Origin of the sequence: Streptomyces sp. NPDC005648, from assembly GCF_040605395.1 — a bacterium.
Classification (GTDB): Bacteria; Actinomycetota; Actinomycetes; order Streptomycetales; family Streptomycetaceae; genus Streptomyces.
Genome location: NZ_JBEXCS010000014.1, coordinates 69,843 through 86,619, shown reverse-complemented (window position 1 = coordinate 86,619; position 16,777 = coordinate 69,843). Strand labels below are relative to the sequence as shown.

The following is a 16,777-nucleotide window of genomic DNA, read 5'->3' as shown; positions in this document are numbered from 1 at the left end:
TCGGCCTCCAGGATGGTCGGCCTCCAAGCCAGTCACCCCTCGGCGGTCAGCCCCGGCCCGGTGCTCCCGTGCGCAGGCCGTCCATGATCAGATCCAGGAGCCGGGCAGTCTGAGCGTGCCAGTCGCCGTTGACGTCGATCTGCCAGATACCGGCGATGGCCAGGACGAAGTCATCGGCGGTCACGCCGGGACGGATGGTGCCGGCCTCGTGGTTGGCCGCGAGCAGCGCCTCGATCGCCGCGACCACCAGCGCGTACCCCGGTTGGGCCGAGGCGGTCGACGTGCCGATGGTCTGACGCATCGCCTCGGCGAGTCCCACCTTGGCGACGGCGAAGCGGGCCAGCCTGCTCATCCACTCGCGCAGGGCCTCGTCGGGCGCCTTGGTCTCCAGCAACTCGGTCGCACCCTCGGTGAGTTGCTCCACCTCGCGCCGATGTGCCTCCAGGACGAGAGCCTCACGGTTGGGGAAGTTGCGGTAGAACGTGCCCTGCCCCACGCCCGCCTTCTTGGCGATCACGCTGAGCGGAACGTCCGCCGAACGGGACAACTCGACCAGCGCCACCTCCAGGATGCGCTCACGATTGCGCTGCGCGTCCGAGCGCTGAGGCCCGCCATTACTCAAAACCCCACTCCCTCTTCCGGGTTCAGACCTGGCACCCGACAAGCGGACGGCAATCCGCTTGAGGCTGTCGCGGTGCTTGCTGTAGCCGACGCCATGGCCCGCCGCCTCACGTTCCCACCATTGAAGCGTATGGCTGGTCGATTCCCATCCCGCGCCATCGATGGCAGGCGATCGATGACGCGATTCTCGCGGGCAGGCCTCCGCGCGAGTGTGATGCCGCCCTGTTGCCTCACTTGCTAAGCGGACAGCTGTCCGATAAGTTTCACGACGAAGCCGGACAGTTGTCCGTTTAACTCTCTCCTCCCCGGAAGGGCTCCCTGCCATGAAGCTGCTCGTTCTCGGCGCGACCGGTCCCACGGGACGTCACCTCGTCGACATGGCCGTGCGCTCGGGTGACTCGGTCACGGCCTTCGTGCGCAACCCGGATGCCCTGGGTGACCTGGCCGAGGGGGTGACGCCGGTCATCGGCGACGCCACGTCGCAGCGCGACATCGCCGCGGTGGCGGCCGGACATGACGCGATCCTCTCGGCCCTGGGCCGGGGCAACTCGGTGACGGCCGACGGCTTGTTCACGCGTTCCTCGGCGGCGCTGATCGGTGCGGCCGGTGCCGCGGACGTCTCGCGACTGGTGTGGCTCTCCTCGTTCGGAGTCGGCCACACCTACGCCTGGGCGAGCACCGCCCAGAAGCTCATCTACCGCACGGTGACGCGGGCGATCTACGCCGACAAGGAGATCGCGGATGAGCGGATCCGCAACAGCGGGCTGGACTGGACCGTGGTGCTCCCGACCCGGCTGACCCACGGTCCCGCCAAGGGCACCTTCCAGGCGGACGACCGGCTGCCGATGAAGGGCAACCCGACGATCAGCCGGGCCGACGTCGCCGCCTTCATGCACCAGGCGGCGCACAGTGACGAGTGGATCCACCGCAGCCCCGTGATCACGGACTGACGTCCTCATCCGGCATCTCGGTCCGTGCTGCGTCGGTGTGGGTCAACCGATCAGCCCCGGTGACCAGGGTCCCAGGCTTCTGTCATGATTATAACGACTGTTATAGCGAGAGGGGTGTACTCCATGGCGGAGCCGGTGGTGATGGTGGCGACGATCGTCGCGAAGCCGGGCCAGGAAGAACTGGTCGAGAAGACGTTCAGGGCGCAGATACCCGCGGTGCACGCCGAACCCGGCTGCCTGCTGTACGCGCTGCACCGCAAGGCGGGCACCGCCGGCGAGTTCGTGATGATCGAGAAGTGGGCCTCGCGGGAGGCGCTGGGCGCGCACATGAAGGGCGCGGCGATGCGGGAGATCGGCACTGCCCTGTCGGAGGCCCTGGCCGCCCCGCTGGACGCTTTCTTCCTGGAGGCGCTTCCCGCGGGCACCCCGGACTCCGGCGCCATCTGACCTACGAGGGCACTGGGCCGACGGAGTTGCCGCCCGACCCGACACCCCCCACGCAACCGAGGAGTTTCCCCATGAAGAGCCTGATGTTCGTCGCGCCCGGACAACTGCGCTTCGACGAGGTCGACGCCCCCGTCATCGTCGAGGGCACGGACGCGCTGGTGCGCCCGCTCGCGGCGACGACGTGCGACCTCGACCACCATGTCATCGACGACAGGACACCGTTCTCCGGCTTCGGCCCGTTCCCGCTCGGCCACGAGTGCGTGGGCACGGTCGTCGAGGTCGGCCCCGACTGCACGGACGTAGCGGTCGGCGACGTCGTCGGCGTCGCCTGGCACATAGCGTGCGGCACCTGCGCGCAGTGCGAACTCGGCCACACCGCCCGCTGTCTCCGCCACGGCGACGCCCAGTACGGCCTTCCGGTGAACGGGGCCTGGGGTGGCTGCTTCGACGAACTCATCCGCGTGCCCTACGCGGACTTCAATCTCGCCAAGCTCCCCGCAGGCGTCGACCCCGTGCACCTGGCGTCGATCGGCGACAACCTCGCCCTCGGCTGGGAGACGGTGATGCCGACCGTCGCCGGGATCACCGACCCGAAGATCGCCGTCTTCGGCGGCACCGGTTCCATCGGCCTGTACTGCGTCGACGTCGCGGTCCACTGCGCGAACGCCCGCACCGTCTACTACGACGACGACCCGGTCCGGATGAAGGTCGCCGAGCAGCTCGGTGCCGAGGTACACGACGTCAGCGGCAAGCGCGAGAAGGACTTCCACCTGGCCGTGGACGCCAGCTGCGACCCCGAGCGCCTGCGCAAGGCACTGCTGTCGGTCCTGCCCGAGGGCCACGTCAACAGCGTCGGCATCTACTTCGACGACGTCCAGCTCCCGCTGCTGGCCCTGTACCAGCGGGGAGTCCACTTCCACAACGGCAAGGGGCACGCGCGACCCAACATGACACCGACCCTGGAAGCGGTGGCATCCGGCACCCTCCATCCCGAGCTGGTCACCAGCGGCATCCACGCCTGGAACGAGATCCCCGACGTGCTGACCTCGGGGCACGCCGGCCACAAGCCGATCTTCGTACTGGAGAAGTGAGGAACCGGGACCGTCGGTCCCTCCTGGTGCGGGGCCCGGTTGGACCGGGCCCTCGGCGCGCTGTTTGCGTGTCACCGTGATCCCGCGGCCACCAGCGTCGCGGTGATGGGGCCGAGCGCGGCGACGAGTTCGTCCAACTCGTCAGGAGACAGGGCCTCGTAGGGCGGGGCGGCGAGTTCGTCGGTCAGGGCTTCGATGCGCTGCTTGGTCTCCCGGCCGGCGTCGGTGAACCGGCCCTCGCCGTCGACGAGCCCGCGTTCGCGCAGGCCCTCCATGACCGCGGCCAGCCGCTCCTTCGGCAGGTGGTGCACACGCCCGAACGACTCCGGCGGGTGGATGCCCTGCTCCAGCGCGGAGAGGATGTGGGCCTCCGTTCCGCCGATGCGCGCGCCGACGAGGGCGGCGATGTGTCCGTCGCCGCGGTGCTCGCGCAGCATGGTCGCGGAATGCCACAGCCGGGCGACCGGGTCGGCGGGCACCGGCAGGGTGCGCATCCCGGCGTACATGACCCGGCCCTCGGTGGGGGCGCTCGTCGCGGCCTTGGTGGTCAGGTCGGCGGCGCGCACCAGGCCCGGGGAGGCGGCGAGTTCCTCGCCGAGGATGCGCCGCAGGGAGGCCGCGCTGCCCCGCTCCCGCGCGGCGACGGACGCCTCGGGCGGGATCGTCTCCCAGGCGCTGGGGATGTGCCGCGCGGCCTCACCGTCGGCGAAGTTGTAGAAGGCCGCGTGCACGACCTGGGCCGGCACCCGGCCCAGCGGCGCGGCCCGGCTGGCGAAGTAGCCGTCCCAGTAGGTGCGGTGGCCGAGGGCGGCGAGTTCCTCGTTGCACTCGTCGGCGAAGAAGGTGACCAGGCAGATCGGCTCCAGGAGCTCGAACATGCGGCGGGCGATGTCTGCCCTCGGATACGAGTGCGCCTTGCGCATGGGGCTCTCCATTCGTCTCGTTGTGCCGGGATGGACCTTCCGGCACCACGAAACTCATCGGTGGGCGAACCGGGGAACGTCAGATGTCGAGCAGGTCCCGGGTCCGTACGGGACCGCCCGACTCGAAGGACCGGTTCGCGGCAAGGCCGCTCACCAGGGAGCGTGCCCCGTCGACGGCGTCGGCCGCCCGCCCGAGCGCGTCCAGGTGGACTCCTCGACGAGAAGCTCGAGGCGCCCCTCGCTGCCGTTGAAGGAGACGCGGCCGGTGAGTCCCAGGACCCGCCGTCACTGAAGTCCTTCCCGGCTGCTGCTTTGGCCGTCAGGCCACGGCCAGTCCCGGATGGTGCCTGCTCACCACCGCGGGGTGGGCGCGGACCCAGCCCTTGAGCTCGTTCCAGCCGAACTCCGCGAACAGCGGGTTGTCCGGGTCCTCCGTCACGCCTGCCGCGTCCGACGCGCCGGGGAAGGGAAGCGGCGAGATCCGGGCGTCGAGCCGGGGGTTGTAGAAGAACGGTGCCGAGAAACGCTCGCGTGATCCCGGAGGAGAGACCACACGGTGGTTGGTCGCCTTCAGATAGCCGTTGGTCGCGACCTCCAGCAGCTCGCCCAGGTTCACCACGAACGCCCCGGGCAGATACGGCACGTCGATGAAGCCGTGCCCGTCCGGCGCCTCCACCTGGAGCCCCGGCACCTCGTCGGTCAGCAGCAGCGTCAGGAAGCCGTAGTCCTTGTGCACGCCCACGCCCTGGTCCCCGCCCACGGGGGCACGTCCCGGATATCGGACCAGTTTCAGGTGGTTGCGCGGGTGTCCGGAGAAGGCGTCGTCGTAGAAGTCCTCGGGGCCGCCGATCGCCGCGAGCAGCTCGTGCAGCAGCCGGTGGGCGACCGTGCTGAGCCGGGCCATCCACTCCAGCGACACCTCCCGCAGCACGGGCAGGGCCTCGGGCCACTGGTTGGGCCCCTCCAGCCACCAGTACGGCGGCTCGCCCGGGGCCGGCACGTGCGCGGGCAGCTCGTTGCTGATGTCGAGCTGGTCGCGCCAGTCGCGGCGGCCCTGGGTGTGCTCGTTGCCGATCCGTGTGTAGCCCCGGAAGTGGGGCGAGTTGAGGTTGTCGAGCGCGTGGCGGTCGGCTTCGGGCAGGGCGAAGAAGTCGCGGGCGGTGCCGAGCAGCCGGGCCTGTTCGGCGGGCCTGACGCCATGACCGACCAACTGGAAGAAGCCGACGTCACGGGCGGCCCGGTGGAGCGCCTCACGGTCGAGGGCCGAGAGGTCGATCACCGGGAGGGAGGCGGGCTGGGGCATGGGTGTCGTTCCTTGGAAGCGATGCGTGTACGAGGAGGTGGCGAGCGGGATCGGGCGGTGCCCGGCGCGCCGTCGGGGGCGCGGCGCACACACGCGTACGGGTGCGTACCCGGCCCGGGAACGCCGTTCAGTGACCCGGCGGGGAAACGGCGAGGCGGCCGGCCAGCTGCGCGATCTCGGCCGGGCCGACCCGGCAGCAGCCGCCGACGAGCACCGCACCGGCGGAGAGCCAGGAGGGAGCCAGGTCCGCGATCTCGTCCTGGGCGCCCAGCCAGCCGCGGGCTTCGGGGTCCCAGACGCCGCCGCCGTTCGGATAGACCACGCCGGGCAGCGCGGTGTTCAGGGCCAGCGCGGCAGCCGTGTCGGCGGCCGGGGCGCAGTTCACCCCTGTGGCGACGACGTCCTGGCTGCTCCGGGCCAGGGCGAACGCCTCGGCCAACGGCTGGCCCGCGCTCGTGGTCGTGCCGCGGATGCTGTACGAGAGCCAGGCCGGGATGCCCAGGCCGTCGAGGGCGGTCAGGACGGCCTCGGCCTCGCGCAGGTCCGGAATGGTCTCGACGGCGAAGACATCGGGTGCCGCCTCGGCCAGCGCCTCCAGCCGGGGGCGGTGGAAACGTGTCAGCTCGGCCACGCTGAGGCCGTAGTCGCCCCGGTACTCCGAGCCGTCGGCCAGCATCGCGCCGTACGGCCCCACGGACGCCGCCACCCAGCGAGCGCCGCCGGTCCCGCCCGGGGCGCTCTCGGCGGCCTCGCGGGCCAGGCGCACGCTGCGCCGCAGCAACCTGGTGGTCTCGGCGCGAGTGATGCCCAGCCGGGCGAAACCGTCGTAAGTGGCCTGATAGCCGGCGGTGATGGCGACCTGGGCGCCCGCCGCGTAGTAGGCGCGGTGGACGGCCGTGATCGCGTCGGGGTCGTCGCGGAGCAGACGGGCGGACCAGAGCGCGCCGCTGAGATCGTGGCCCTGGGCCTCCAACTCGTTGGACATGCCGCCGTCCAGGACGAGGGGGCCGGCGGCCAGGGCGTCGCGGAAGGTCGTCACAGCACTCTCGTCACGAAGTCGCGGGTACGGGGGTGGTCGGGGGCGGTCAGGACCCGTGCGGGCGGTCCGGACTCCAGGATGCGGCCGTCGTCGAAGAAGACGATCTCGTCGGCGACCTCGCGGGCGAAGCCCAGCTCATGCGTGACGACGAGCATCGTCATGCCGTCCGCGGCGAGGCCGCGCATGACGTCCAGGACCTCACCGACCAGCTCCGGGTCGAGTGCCGAGGTCGGCTCGTCGAAGAGCATGAGCTTGGGCCGCATGGCCAACGCACGGGCGATGGCGACGCGTTGCTGCTGACCGCCGGAGAGCTGGGCGGGGTAGGCGTCGCGCCGGTCGGCCAGGCCGACGCGGTCGAGGAGCGCGAGCGCCTCCTCGCCGGCCTCGGCGCGGGGGCGGCCGGCGCCGACCGGTCCCTCAACGACGTTGGCGAGGGCCGTCAGGTGCGGAAAGAGGTGGAAGCGCTGGAAGACCATGCCGATGTCACGGCGCTGCCGGGCCAGGTCACGGCGGCGCAGCTCGCGCAGCCCGTCCCGGTAGGGCTCGTAGCCGATCGGTTCGCCGTCCACCAGGATGCGTCCGCCGTTGGGCCGCTCCAGATGGTTCACGCACCGCAGGAAGGTGGACTTGCCCGAGCCCGAGGGCCCGATGACACAGGTGACCGTACCTCGCGGTACGGACAGGTCGACCCCGCGCAGTACTTCCCGCCCGGCGAAAAACTTGCGGACACCGGTGGCCTCGATCATCATCGGCTGCCGCCCTTCGCGAAGTGACGTTCGAGGTAGTGCTGGCCGATGTTGAGGAGGGTCGTGACGGCCAGGTACCAGATGCTGGCGACGATCAGCAGCGGGATCGTCTGGTACGTGCGGGCGTACACGATCTGCACGGAGTACAGCAGTTCGGCGTAGGCCAGCACGCTCACCAAGGAGGTCGTCTTGAGCATGGAGATGGTCTCGTTGCCGACCGGCGGGATGATCACCCGCATCGCCTGGGGCAGGACGATCCGGCGCAGCGTCCTGGCCCGGGACAGCCCCAGCGCGTCCGCCGCCTCCGTCTGCCCGGGGTCGACCGAGACGATTCCGGCCCGGATGATCTCGGCGAGATAGGCGGCCTCGTTGAGGCCGAGACCGAGCAGGGCCGCCGTGAACGTCGTGATGACGGAGTTCGCGGGCACGCTGCCGATGGCCGGCAGGAGCGGCAGATGCAGGGACAGGGTCGGGTACAGCGCGGAGATGAATCCCCAGAACAGCAACTGCACCAGGAGCGGGGTGCCACGGAAGAGCCAGATGTACGCCCAGCTCACCGTCCGGGCCACGCGGTTGTCCGACAGGCGCATGAGCGCCAGCGCGATGCCGAGGACGAGCCCGATCGCCATGGCGGCGGCGGTGAGTTCCAGGGTGGTCAGCAGGCCGGTCAGCACGGTTCGGCTGAACAGCCAGGCGCCGACGGTCTCCCAGCCGAAGCGCCCGTTGGTGATCAGTGACTGGACCAGGGCCGCCGCCAGCAGCACGACCACGAGGGTCAGGGCCCACTGGCCCGGTCTGCGTCGGCGGTAGAGCGGCAACTCGGCGGTCATGAGGCCGCGTTGATCTCGAACGTGTCCAGGGCGCCCGACTGCAGGCCCCACTTGGCGAGGATCTGCTCGTAACCGCCGTTCGCCTTCAGGTCCTCCAGAGCCGACTTCAGTAGATCGGTGAGCTCACTGTGCTTCGGTACGGCGATACCGAACGGCGCGTTGCCGTAGGAATCGCCGGCCACGTCGAGCTTGCCCCCGGACTGCTTGGCGGCGTACGCGGCGACGGGTGAGTCGGCCAGGGCGGCGTCGGCGCGCCCGCTGGTGACGGCGAGGTTCACACCGGTGCCGTCCGGGAAGGTGCTGACCTTGATCGGCGTCTTGCACGTCTTGGCACGGGCCGGCAGGTCCACGAGCGCCTGTGTGGACCCCTTCGCCACGGCGACGGTCCGGCCGCACAGCGAGTCGCCGCCGGGCTTGAGCGCCTTGGGATTTCCGGCCGGGACCAGCAGGGAGGTGCCCGCGTTGAAGTAGGTGACGAAGTCGACGACCTTCTCCCGCTCGGCGGTGTCCGTGAAGGAGGAGACGCCGAGCTGGTACTTGCCCGACTGCAGGCCGGGCAGGATCGAGTCGAAGGGCACGTTGACGATGGTGACCTTGACTCCGAGGACGGTGCCGAGGGCCTTGTCGAGGTCGGCCTCGGCGCCGACGACCGTCTTGTTGTCCGAGGCGAAGAAGTCCATCGGCGGGTAGCTGACATCGCTGGCGACCTTGATCCCGCTCGCCTTGAGGGCGGCGGGGACCTTGGCGGCGAGGGCGGCGTTCTTCTTGACCGGGGCGGCGCCGGAAGCGGTGCCGGACGGGGCCGCGGAGGAGGCGGCGGTCGGCTCGGAGGGGTCGGCGCAGCCCGCCAGGAGCAGTGCCACGGAACCGAGGAGTACTAGCGGGCGCAGAGCGGACAAGACGAACTCCAGATGAGCCTGATGTGCGGGGAATGGCTGGAGACTATCCGTGAATGCGTAATAGGCAAATCCAGTTGCTCATCATGCACGCACCTTGCAATGAACCTGCAATGTCCGCGCAACGATCGCCCCCGGCGGCACCGCGGCCTGGCGCTATGCTCGGCCCGCGATGACCACCGACAGCAGCCTCACACGCGGCCTGGCCGTGCTCCGCCTCTTCGCCCAGCACCCCTCGCCGGACCCTCGCGGCCACACCGCCGCGGAGGTCGCCGCGCTACTGGGTCGTGAACGCAGCCAGGTCTCCCGCATCCTGCGGAGCCTGGAGACAGCCCGCTTCCTGCGCCGCGATCCGGTGTCGCTGCGCTACTCCGTCGCCTGGGAGCTGTACGCGCGAGCCCAGCAGATCACCGAGGCACGGCTGCGCCGCGACGGCCGTACGGCGCTGGAAGGCGTCGCCGCCGACACGGGGGAGTGCGCCTACCTGGGCGTTCTGCGCGGCGCCAGTTCGGTGACCATCCTCGAATCGATGCCGCCCGCCCTGTCCTCGTTCGTGTCCTGGGTGGGCCGCGCCTACCCCGCCTACTGCAGCGACGCCGGACAGGCCCTCCTGTTCGACGCCGACGACACCGAGGTCGCGGCCGTCCTCGCCCGCACTGCCTTCGTCCGGCACGGCCCCAACACCCCGGCCGACCTGAACGACTTCCTCACCCGCCTGGACACGGCACGCAAGCGGGGCTACTCCATCGTCGACCAGGAGGCCGAACCCGGCCTCTATTCGCTCGCCGCTCCCGTCAGGGACTTCCGAGGGGAGATCGTCGCCGCCGTACAGGTCGTCGGCCCCCGCCGCCGTCTGGAGCCGACGACGGCGGCCTGCGCGGAGTCGGTGGTCCGCTGGAGCCATTGGCTGACCGCCGCACTGCGCTCGACGGAGGGGGAGAGGGACGAGGGATGACGGTGGGATCAGGTGAGCGGAACCTCAGCCGAGCCACAGCCGAGCCACAGTCGAGCCTCAGCCGAGAAGGGACGCCAGTCGCTCCGCCGCGTGAGCGATGGCGGCGACGAGCTCCTCACGGTCGTCCCGGGCCGCCGCGTGCGGCACGACCGCGCTGACCGACGCCACCACGTCCCCGCGTACGTCCCGCACCGGTGCGGCGACCTCCAGCACGTCCTCGTCGTACTCGCTCTCGCACACCGCGACCCCGCGCCCCACGTCAGCGGCGACCCGCGCCAGCAGATCATCCACGGTCCGCGGCGCGTAGGGACCGCCCGCCCCGATGAAGTCCTCACCGCCGAGGAGCCGTTCGACCTCCTCCCGCGCGTGGTCGAAGAGCAGCGCCCGTCCCGCGCCGGTGCACCAGACCGGCGTCAGCCGCCCCGCCCGTGCCCAGGAGAACTCGGCCCAGGCCGCCAGTTCAGCCCGCACCGAAAGCACCATCGCCCCGCAGAGCACGTCCACATAGGCACACGCGCCGAACCGGACGACCAACTCCCGCAGCAGGGCCCGGCTCTCGACCCCCCACGGACCGGCCTCGGCCGCCACGGCCAGCAGGTCGGCACCGGCGCGGAACTCGTGCCCGTCCCGGGCCAGCGTCCCGGTGCCGACCAGATCCCTCAGCAGCCGCGACGCCTGCCCCTTGTCCAGCCCGCTCTCCTCCGCCAGCCGGACCACACCGGGCCCTCCTCGGCTGTCGAGCTCCCCGCGGACCACCCGCTCCACCAACCCGAGCCCTCGCGGCAGGGCACCCGTCGCCACGTCCATGCGCCGGATGCTACCGTCCACGCGGTCTGAGACTCCTTCGTGGCGCTGACGTCCGGGTCGAAGCCCAGGTAGTAGCCGCGTCCTCCGCTCTCCTGTCCGACGGCCAGGAAGACGATCACACGGAACCCGGTGTTGCGGGTGTTGTTGAACTTGCTCTCGGTGCCGCCCACGTGTCCGGTCGAACCGTTGACGTACACGGCGCGCTCGGCCTTCACGGCCGAGTCGATGGCCGTCCACTTGCCCGGGACGTTGAGTGCCACCGAGAGGTCGGCGGGCTCGTACATACCCCCGGTCCCGGAGCTCAGCAGACCGCCGACCCTGCGAGCGCGCACCTGGCAGTCGTTGTCCAACATCTTCGCGAACTCGGAGTCGACCGGCATCTGCAGCCAGCACCTGAGGCGTTCGAGGGCGGTGGTGCCCGTCGTCGCGTCCACCGCCTTCGAGATCCGCTCCCTGATGTCCTTGACCGCCGGTGAGGTCTTGTCGTCGGCCTGAACATACGCCTGCTCGATCACGAAATATCCCCCTGATGTCGGCTTCTCTTGGCTCCACTATGGCGCGCGGAGCGTGAAGGACGGGGGACGGGTAACGCGCCGCCGTCTCACTGCTGTTGGGGGATTCCGCCGGGTTGCTGGACGGCTGTGTCGGTGGCCGGCCATGCTCCGCGATCCAGCAGGTCGAGGACGAGTGCGGCGATGTTCCACGCGTCGTCCTCGCCACGGTGATGGCGTCCCTCGAGCGGTAGTCCGGCGATCTGGAGGGCGTGGCTCATGCCGGGTTTCCTGCGCAGTCCGTAGGACGAGGTGAATACGGCCTTCGCGTTGGTGTGGGTGCGCTCCGTCGGATAGCCGAAGGGGTAGGCCACTCCATCGGCCTGGCTCTGCCGGGCGAACTGGCGACGGTCGTACTCGCCCCAACTCGTCCAGGGGCGCTTGCCGGCCTCGTACTCCTCGACGAGGATCCGGCAGGCCTCGGCGAAGGTGACGCCCCGTTCCACCTCGGCTTGGGTCAGTCCGGTCAGTTCGGTGCAGAAGCCGCTGACCCTGGACCGCGCGGGGCGGACCAGGACACGGTGGCGGGACACACGGTGCCGTGCCGCCACGTCCACGACGGTGAGGCCGATCTCGATGATCTCGTTCACGGAGCCGGGCGGCGGCTGTCCGTCCCAGCAGGTGGCTTCCACATCAATGACGTTCAGCAGGGTGGATTGGTGGCGCATGGGCCGAGAGTAGGGACACGAGCCCGGCTCCGGCATCTCACTTTCTCCGCGGAAGGGATCAGAGTTCGGCGATCAGGAAGGCGGGCGTCTTCCAGCAGCGTTGGACGCATGGAGCCGACGCCGCGAGAACGCGGATACTGTGCGCAGATGTCGTACCGACTTGATGCCGTCGTAGGTGAGTTCGACCACTTGCGAGGCTGGGCCGAGGGAGTGCCGGGGGCGCTGGTCGCTCCGCTCAGGCAGCGCATGGGCCTGCTGCCGCTGTCCACCGCGCTCCGCGGTGATCTGCCGGGAATGCTGCGTGACCTCTCACGGAGGGGACCGGTGGCCCACGTCGAAGCGGACTTCTGGGGTGGCGAGGGGGATCAGAAGGCCGCCCTGTGGCGGGCCGGTGTGCAGGAGTGGGGGCCGGTGCATACCTCGGACTTCAGCGGTGCGCGGGAGGACTGGCCGATCAACGCGGCGCTCGCCCGGCTCGGTGTGGCATGGGCCGGTCCCGGCGCACCGGACCACCGCGATCTGTTCGTGGAAGTGGGCCTCGGCCAGGGGCGGGACGAGGAGGACTGGCGCCGGGCCGCGCTGCGCGCCCGCGACGCGGCCGACTACGACGAGTGGCACGCGAGGGAGCAGGCCGAGCGTGAGCGCGAACAGCGTGCCGCAGCCGAGCGAGCCCTCTACGAGCGACTGCCCGGCATTCCGGTGCCCCTCGGCGGCAAGGAGATCATCGCCCTGCTCGGTCTGCCTCAAGGCCGGACGATAGCGGCGGCCATCCGCCACCTTCAGCAACTCCACATCGACCGCGGCCCCCAGTCCCGGGAGGAAGCCGAAGCCGCGCTGCGTGCCTGGGCGGCGGAGCAAGGTCTGACCGCCGCCACCGCGAGGCGGGGAGACACCGCGTCGCCGCGCGCTCACCGCCCGGCTTCGGCCGACCACTGCCGCGGCCAGTAGTCGTCGTGCGCCGGCGGCGACGCGGGCGTGTCCGTCGGGTGGGGAAGGGGAGGAGCGCCCCGCTCTTCGCACACTGTGCGCCTCGCGTCGCCGCCGGGGGCATCAATTCATCGCGCCTCCCGTGCGTACGGCGCGACGACGATCCGGTCGATCAGCGGCGCGTAACGGGAGCGGAGCAGCACGCCCGGGAAGGTGTCCGAGGCGTAGGTGGTGCCGTCGAAGTCGGGGAGTTCCTCCGAGCGGAACGTGATCGTGTTCTGTCCCCGCTTCAGGTGGACCGGGACGGTCAGCTCCCAGAAGTCGTTCTGGTGGAAGGTGTGCGGGAAGCCGACACGCCGCGCCGCGCCGCCGTCGACGGAGATGTCGGCGTGGCGGGCCAGTGGGTCGGGGTTGTAGTGGGTGGCCTCGGACTGTTCCGGGTTGGAGTAGCGGATGCGCAGCGCGTACAGGCCCGCCCGGTCCGCGGCGACGGTGAACGTCGCCGTGTTGCCGTTGCCCGGATCACCGCCGATCCCGGTGATCGCCGTACCGTCCGTGGCGAGCGACAGCGGGGTGAGCGTGGCCGTGCCCGCGAGCTTGGCGTCCTGGGCCTCGTACGTACGTGCCTTGAGTGTGCCGTCGGTGGGTGTCACCCTCAGGCGGTCGACGAGCGTCGGGGCCGAACCGCCGGTCACCGTCACCTTGTTGACGCCGCCGGACAGTGAGACGGCCACCGCCTGCCTGCCCTTGGCGAGGTCGAGCACCTCATGGCCGTTGACGGAGAGCCGGGCGTTCGCGGGGCCCAGGGTGTCGACCCGGAGGGTGGCCTCGCGGTCGGCGGGGGAGTAGACCCAGAACGTGGCCGTCTGGTCGCGTGCGACCCGGACCGCGCCCGAGCCGGTGGCCGGCTTTCCGGTGTGCCGGGGGAGGTCGTAGACGGGCTGTGCGCCACCGGCCGTCCAGGACAGTTCGCCTTCGTAGATCTGGGTGGCCGCCGAAGCGGCCGGCAGGGACAGGGTGAGCCGGTCGACGATGGCGTCCCCCGTCGTCACGCGCTTGCCGTCGAGGCTCTTGGCGGCCAGCGTGAGGGTGTGCCTGCCCTTGGTGAGATGGACCTTGGTGTCGGTGTGGTCCCACACCACCCACTTGTAGCCGAGCGGCAGATACAGCTGCTGCTCGCTGTCGGCCGTGCCGTCCACGCGCAGGAACACGTTGGTGGGCCCCTGGTCCCTCACCTTGTCGTAGGTGTTGAGGGAGTTGGCGAAGACGCTGAGGTCGTAGGTGCCGTCCTCGGGCACGTCCACGGCGAAGTCGAGCGTGACGTCGGAGCCGGTGCGCAGACCGCCCACGTCGTAGCCGCCGGAGGTGTAGAACTTCGACACGTCGCCGGTCGAGCCCTCCGGGCCGTTCTTGGAGTAGCCGCTGCCCGAGTGCGCCGCGTCCTCCGCCTCGTACGAGTTCTGCCAGCGCACGGGCGGCGCCTGCGTGCCCCTGGCTTCGCCGGCCGGGCTGAGGACGATCTCGTAGGCCGAGGACTCCTTCAGGCTCGGCAGTCCTCCGTCGCCGAAGTCCACTGCCACCGTGCCGTCCTGACCCACTGTCAGGTTCTGCTCGGTCAGCAGCTTCGGGCCGGAGTTGTCCCCGATCTGGCCGCTCCAGTCGATCTCGCGCACCCATGCGTGCACGCGATCCCCGAAGACCTTCCGGGGGATGCCGGCGAAGGTGATGTGTCCCTTCCCGTCGGACCCGCCGAACAGCAGCCGCGCCTGCTTCTTCCGCTCGTCGAGCGTGGCGACGCCCTGCATGGTGTAGTTCTCGCCGGGGAACGGTGGGGTCACTTTGACGGTGTGCCCGCTCATCGAGGCGTACGAATGCAGCAGCCACCACTGCCCGTTGCCGCGGTTGGACTGCACCGCGGAGTCGGACAGGTTGCCGTCGATGTTCCAGTACGCGATGTCGGCGTCCACCTTGGACTCCTCGATCGCGGACACCCACTGGATCATCTGGCCGGGGACGGAGGTGTGGTAGTTGAAGGCGTACTCGTTGATGTTGATCGGGAGTTGAGTGCCCTCACGGCTGGTGCCCCGGAACAACTCCTTCTCCCAGGCACGGTACTTGGCGACACTCTGGCGCACCGCCTCGGGGTGGCTCAGCTCGTGCCAGGTGATGACGTCGGGGAGGGTGCCGGCGGCCAGGGTGTGGGTGAGGAAGCCCTTGACCTGGTCGTACAGGACGCTGGTGTTGGGGCCGGCGATCCGGGCGCCGGGCATCCTGTCCTTGATGAGCTTGTAGACCTCGTCCCAGGCGGCGAAGTAGTCCTTGGGGTCGTTCAGCCAGCTGACCTTGTCGTAACTCCACTCGCCGGTGCCGAACATGTTGCCCTCGGGCTCGTTGAACGGCACGAAGACGATGTTGTCCTGGTACTGCTCGGGCAGCTTCAGCACCTGGTCGACCTGCTTGGCGATCTTCTCCTCGTAGAGCTTGAGCTTCTCGGCGGGGGTGGCGCCCGGCCACTCGTAGGGGAAGCCGCGGTGGATGTCGGTCATGTAGATGTAGACGTCACCGTCGGTGGAGTCGGCCAGCGGCTTCACCACCTCCAGCGCGTCGGCGCCCGGGTGCTGTGGTCCGTCCTGCGCCTTCGTGGACACCGTACGCAGTCCCATGCCCTCGATGAGGTTGTTGGTGGGCACGTCGGGACCGTAGACACCGTAGAGGGTGCCGGAGGCGCCGCCGTGGAAGGCGCCGGTGTCCGAGCCGAGATCGACGGTCAGGGCTCCCTCGCGGACGACGGTGACGGTCGCCTCGACCGCCCGCCCGGCCGCGGTGCCGGCCACGGTGAAGGTGCCCGGCCGGGCGTACGCGTCCGCCGGGACGGCGTCCCAGGTGACCGGTGTGTCGCGGTCGTAGCCGTCGGAGAAGGAGGAGCGGACGGCCGAGGGCAGGGAGGGGGCGGTCCCGGTTGTCGTACGGACCTCGAAGGATGTCTGTGAGAGCTGCTGGAGGGTGGGCACGTTCGCGACCGTGCCGGCCACCTGCTCGGGACTGAGCGCCGCGTGCCAGACCGTGAAGTCGTCGATCGCGCCCTTGAGGAGCGGGTCCTGGTAGAAGGACTTGCCGATGTAGCCGGCGGTGGTCGCCGAATCGCCGAGCAGGTCCTGGGCGTCGACGGTCGTCGCGGCGGAGGAGACCGCGACGCCGTCGAGGTAGGTGGTGACCCGGTGGGCGGTGGTGTCGAGGGTGACGGTGACGGTCCGCCAGTCGTCGGCGGGCAGGGGCGCGTAGCCGGAGACCTGGGCCTCCGCGCCTCCTCCGCCGGTGGTCACGGCGGTGCGCAGGACGCTGCCGTTGGAAGGGGTGGTGAAGAGGTACTTCGTGGTGTCGGTGCCCAGGTCGAATATGCGCTGCCAGGACGACTTGTCGTCGCTCCACCTCACGCGGGCGGAGACGGTCAAGTCGGTTGCGCCGGCGAGCAGTTCGCGGGGCAGGCGGACGTAGGCGCCGTCGGAGGCGGGTGCCCCGCCGGGCAGGGCGAGGGCCGTTCCGCCGTCGGTGCCGGTGACGGTCCGGGCGGTCGAGCCGTTCACCAGGGTCGCCGTCAGCCCATTGCCGGAGCTGTCGGTGATCAGACCGGAGGAGGGGTCGTCCTGGTCGAAGGTGTAGTGGGCGACGGGCTGCGGCAGGCCGGCCGCCTGCGCGGGTGCGGCCGGTACGGCCAGCAGGCCCGCGCCCAGCGCCAGCGCTGCGGCGGTCGCGGCCCGGCGGGGGGCGGATCTGTCAGCGGATGACATGGATCGCGTCCTCAATCCTTGATGTCGAAGAGTGTCGGCATGCGTCGAACCGGTTCGATCGTGGGGGTGGGGAGTGGCAAGCGGCTCATCAGGTCGGCGGCGAGGGGCGGCCCCTTGTTGCGGAAGATCCAAGGAAGTCTCAGGACTGCGCCTCCGGCGGTCGGAAGGATCAATTCGTCGAACCGGTTCGGGAAGCTAGCATCAGGGAGCCTGACCAGCAATCCCTTCGACGCAA

16 protein-coding genes are annotated in these 16,777 nt (G+C 70.3%); 5 read left to right on the top strand and 11 right to left on the bottom strand.

Annotated elements, in window-relative coordinates; translation table 11 throughout:
- Positions 1–46: 46 nt before the first annotated feature.
- Positions 47–622, bottom strand: coding sequence for a TetR/AcrR family transcriptional regulator (locus ABZT17_RS11065; protein WP_356346612.1), 576 nt, complete (start codon positions 620–622; stop codon positions 47–49).
- Between the two features lie 322 nt (positions 623–944).
- Between ABZT17_RS11065 and ABZT17_RS11060 the strand changes: the two genes are divergently transcribed.
- The 3 genes from ABZT17_RS11060 (at position 945) to ABZT17_RS11050 (ending at position 3,109) form a co-directional block, all read left to right on the top strand.
- Positions 945–1,571: an NAD(P)-binding oxidoreductase gene (locus ABZT17_RS11060; protein WP_356346610.1), complete on the top strand. Its 627-nt coding sequence runs from the start codon at positions 945–947 to the stop codon at positions 1,569–1,571.
- A gap of 123 nt (positions 1,572–1,694) precedes the next feature.
- Positions 1,695–2,018 carry a putative quinol monooxygenase gene (locus tag ABZT17_RS11055; protein ID WP_356346608.1) on the top strand — a complete coding sequence of 108 codons (324 nt, stop codon included), beginning with the start codon at positions 1,695–1,697 and terminating at the stop codon, positions 2,016–2,018.
- Between the two features lie 71 nt (positions 2,019–2,089).
- Positions 2,090–3,109 (top strand): alcohol dehydrogenase catalytic domain-containing protein, encoded by a 1,020-nt coding sequence (locus ABZT17_RS11050; protein WP_356346606.1) that lies wholly within the window; start codon positions 2,090–2,092, stop codon positions 3,107–3,109.
- Positions 3,110–3,180: 71 nt separating this feature from the next.
- Here the strand turns inward: ABZT17_RS11050 and ABZT17_RS11045 are convergent, their stop codons facing one another.
- From ABZT17_RS11045 to ABZT17_RS11020, 6 genes are all read right to left on the bottom strand, one after another.
- On the bottom strand, positions 3,181–4,032 hold the full coding sequence (locus ABZT17_RS11045) for a MarR family transcriptional regulator (RefSeq protein WP_356346604.1): 852 nt from the start codon (positions 4,030–4,032) through the stop codon (positions 3,181–3,183).
- Between the two features lie 319 nt (positions 4,033–4,351).
- Positions 4,352–5,335, bottom strand: coding sequence for a 2-oxoglutarate and iron-dependent oxygenase domain-containing protein (locus tag ABZT17_RS11040; RefSeq protein ID WP_356346601.1), 984 nt, complete (start codon positions 5,333–5,335; stop codon positions 4,352–4,354).
- 127 nt (positions 5,336–5,462) lie between these two features.
- A complete protein-coding gene (mmuM, locus tag ABZT17_RS11035) occupies positions 5,463–6,374 on the bottom strand; it encodes a homocysteine S-methyltransferase (protein ID WP_356346598.1) in 912 nt (303 codons plus the stop codon).
- Positions 6,371–7,120 carry an amino acid ABC transporter ATP-binding protein gene (locus tag ABZT17_RS11030; protein WP_356346714.1) on the bottom strand — a complete coding sequence of 250 codons (750 nt, stop codon included), beginning with the start codon at positions 7,118–7,120 and terminating at the stop codon, positions 6,371–6,373. Before ABZT17_RS11030 ends, mmuM begins: the two co-directional genes overlap by 4 nt.
- Positions 7,120–7,950: an amino acid ABC transporter permease gene (locus ABZT17_RS11025; RefSeq protein ID WP_356346596.1), complete on the bottom strand. Its 831-nt coding sequence runs from the start codon at positions 7,948–7,950 to the stop codon at positions 7,120–7,122. Before ABZT17_RS11025 ends, ABZT17_RS11030 begins: the two co-directional genes overlap by 1 nt.
- Complete coding sequence (locus ABZT17_RS11020) at positions 7,947–8,813, bottom strand: ABC transporter substrate-binding protein (RefSeq protein WP_356346593.1); 867 nt, start codon at positions 8,811–8,813, stop codon at positions 7,947–7,949. The genes ABZT17_RS11025 and ABZT17_RS11020 overlap by 4 nt, the downstream gene beginning before the upstream one ends.
- Before the next feature lie 205 nt (positions 8,814–9,018).
- On the opposite strand from ABZT17_RS11020, the gene ABZT17_RS11015 reads away from it, so the two are divergent.
- Positions 9,019–9,801: an IclR family transcriptional regulator gene (locus ABZT17_RS11015; RefSeq protein ID WP_356346590.1), complete on the top strand. Its 783-nt coding sequence runs from the start codon at positions 9,019–9,021 to the stop codon at positions 9,799–9,801.
- A 57-nt stretch (positions 9,802–9,858) separates the two neighbouring features.
- Here the strand turns inward: ABZT17_RS11015 and ABZT17_RS11010 are convergent, their stop codons facing one another.
- The 3 genes from ABZT17_RS11010 to ABZT17_RS11000 all read right to left on the bottom strand — a co-directional run bounded on the left by ABZT17_RS11010 (position 9,859) and on the right by ABZT17_RS11000 (position 11,827).
- Positions 9,859–10,518 carry an IclR family transcriptional regulator C-terminal domain-containing protein gene (locus tag ABZT17_RS11010; RefSeq protein ID WP_356346587.1) on the bottom strand — a complete coding sequence of 220 codons (660 nt, stop codon included), beginning with the start codon at positions 10,516–10,518 and terminating at the stop codon, positions 9,859–9,861.
- Positions 10,461–11,123 carry a hypothetical protein gene (locus tag ABZT17_RS11005; RefSeq protein WP_356346585.1) on the bottom strand — a complete coding sequence of 221 codons (663 nt, stop codon included), beginning with the start codon at positions 11,121–11,123 and terminating at the stop codon, positions 10,461–10,463. The genes ABZT17_RS11010 and ABZT17_RS11005 overlap by 58 nt, the downstream gene beginning before the upstream one ends.
- Before the next feature lie 86 nt (positions 11,124–11,209).
- Complete coding sequence (locus ABZT17_RS11000) at positions 11,210–11,827, bottom strand: 3'-5' exonuclease (RefSeq protein WP_356346583.1); 618 nt, start codon at positions 11,825–11,827, stop codon at positions 11,210–11,212.
- 147 nt (positions 11,828–11,974) lie between these two features.
- On the opposite strand from ABZT17_RS11000, the gene ABZT17_RS10995 reads away from it, so the two are divergent.
- Positions 11,975–12,775, top strand: a complete 801-nt coding sequence (locus tag ABZT17_RS10995) for a hypothetical protein (RefSeq protein ID WP_356346581.1) — start codon at positions 11,975–11,977, stop codon at positions 12,773–12,775.
- 107 nt (positions 12,776–12,882) lie between these two features.
- Here the strand turns inward: ABZT17_RS10995 and ABZT17_RS10990 are convergent, their stop codons facing one another.
- Positions 12,883–16,542 (bottom strand): LamG-like jellyroll fold domain-containing protein, encoded by a 3,660-nt coding sequence (locus tag ABZT17_RS10990; RefSeq protein ID WP_356346578.1) that lies wholly within the window; start codon positions 16,540–16,542, stop codon positions 12,883–12,885.
- Between the last annotated feature and the right edge of the window lie 235 nt (positions 16,543–16,777).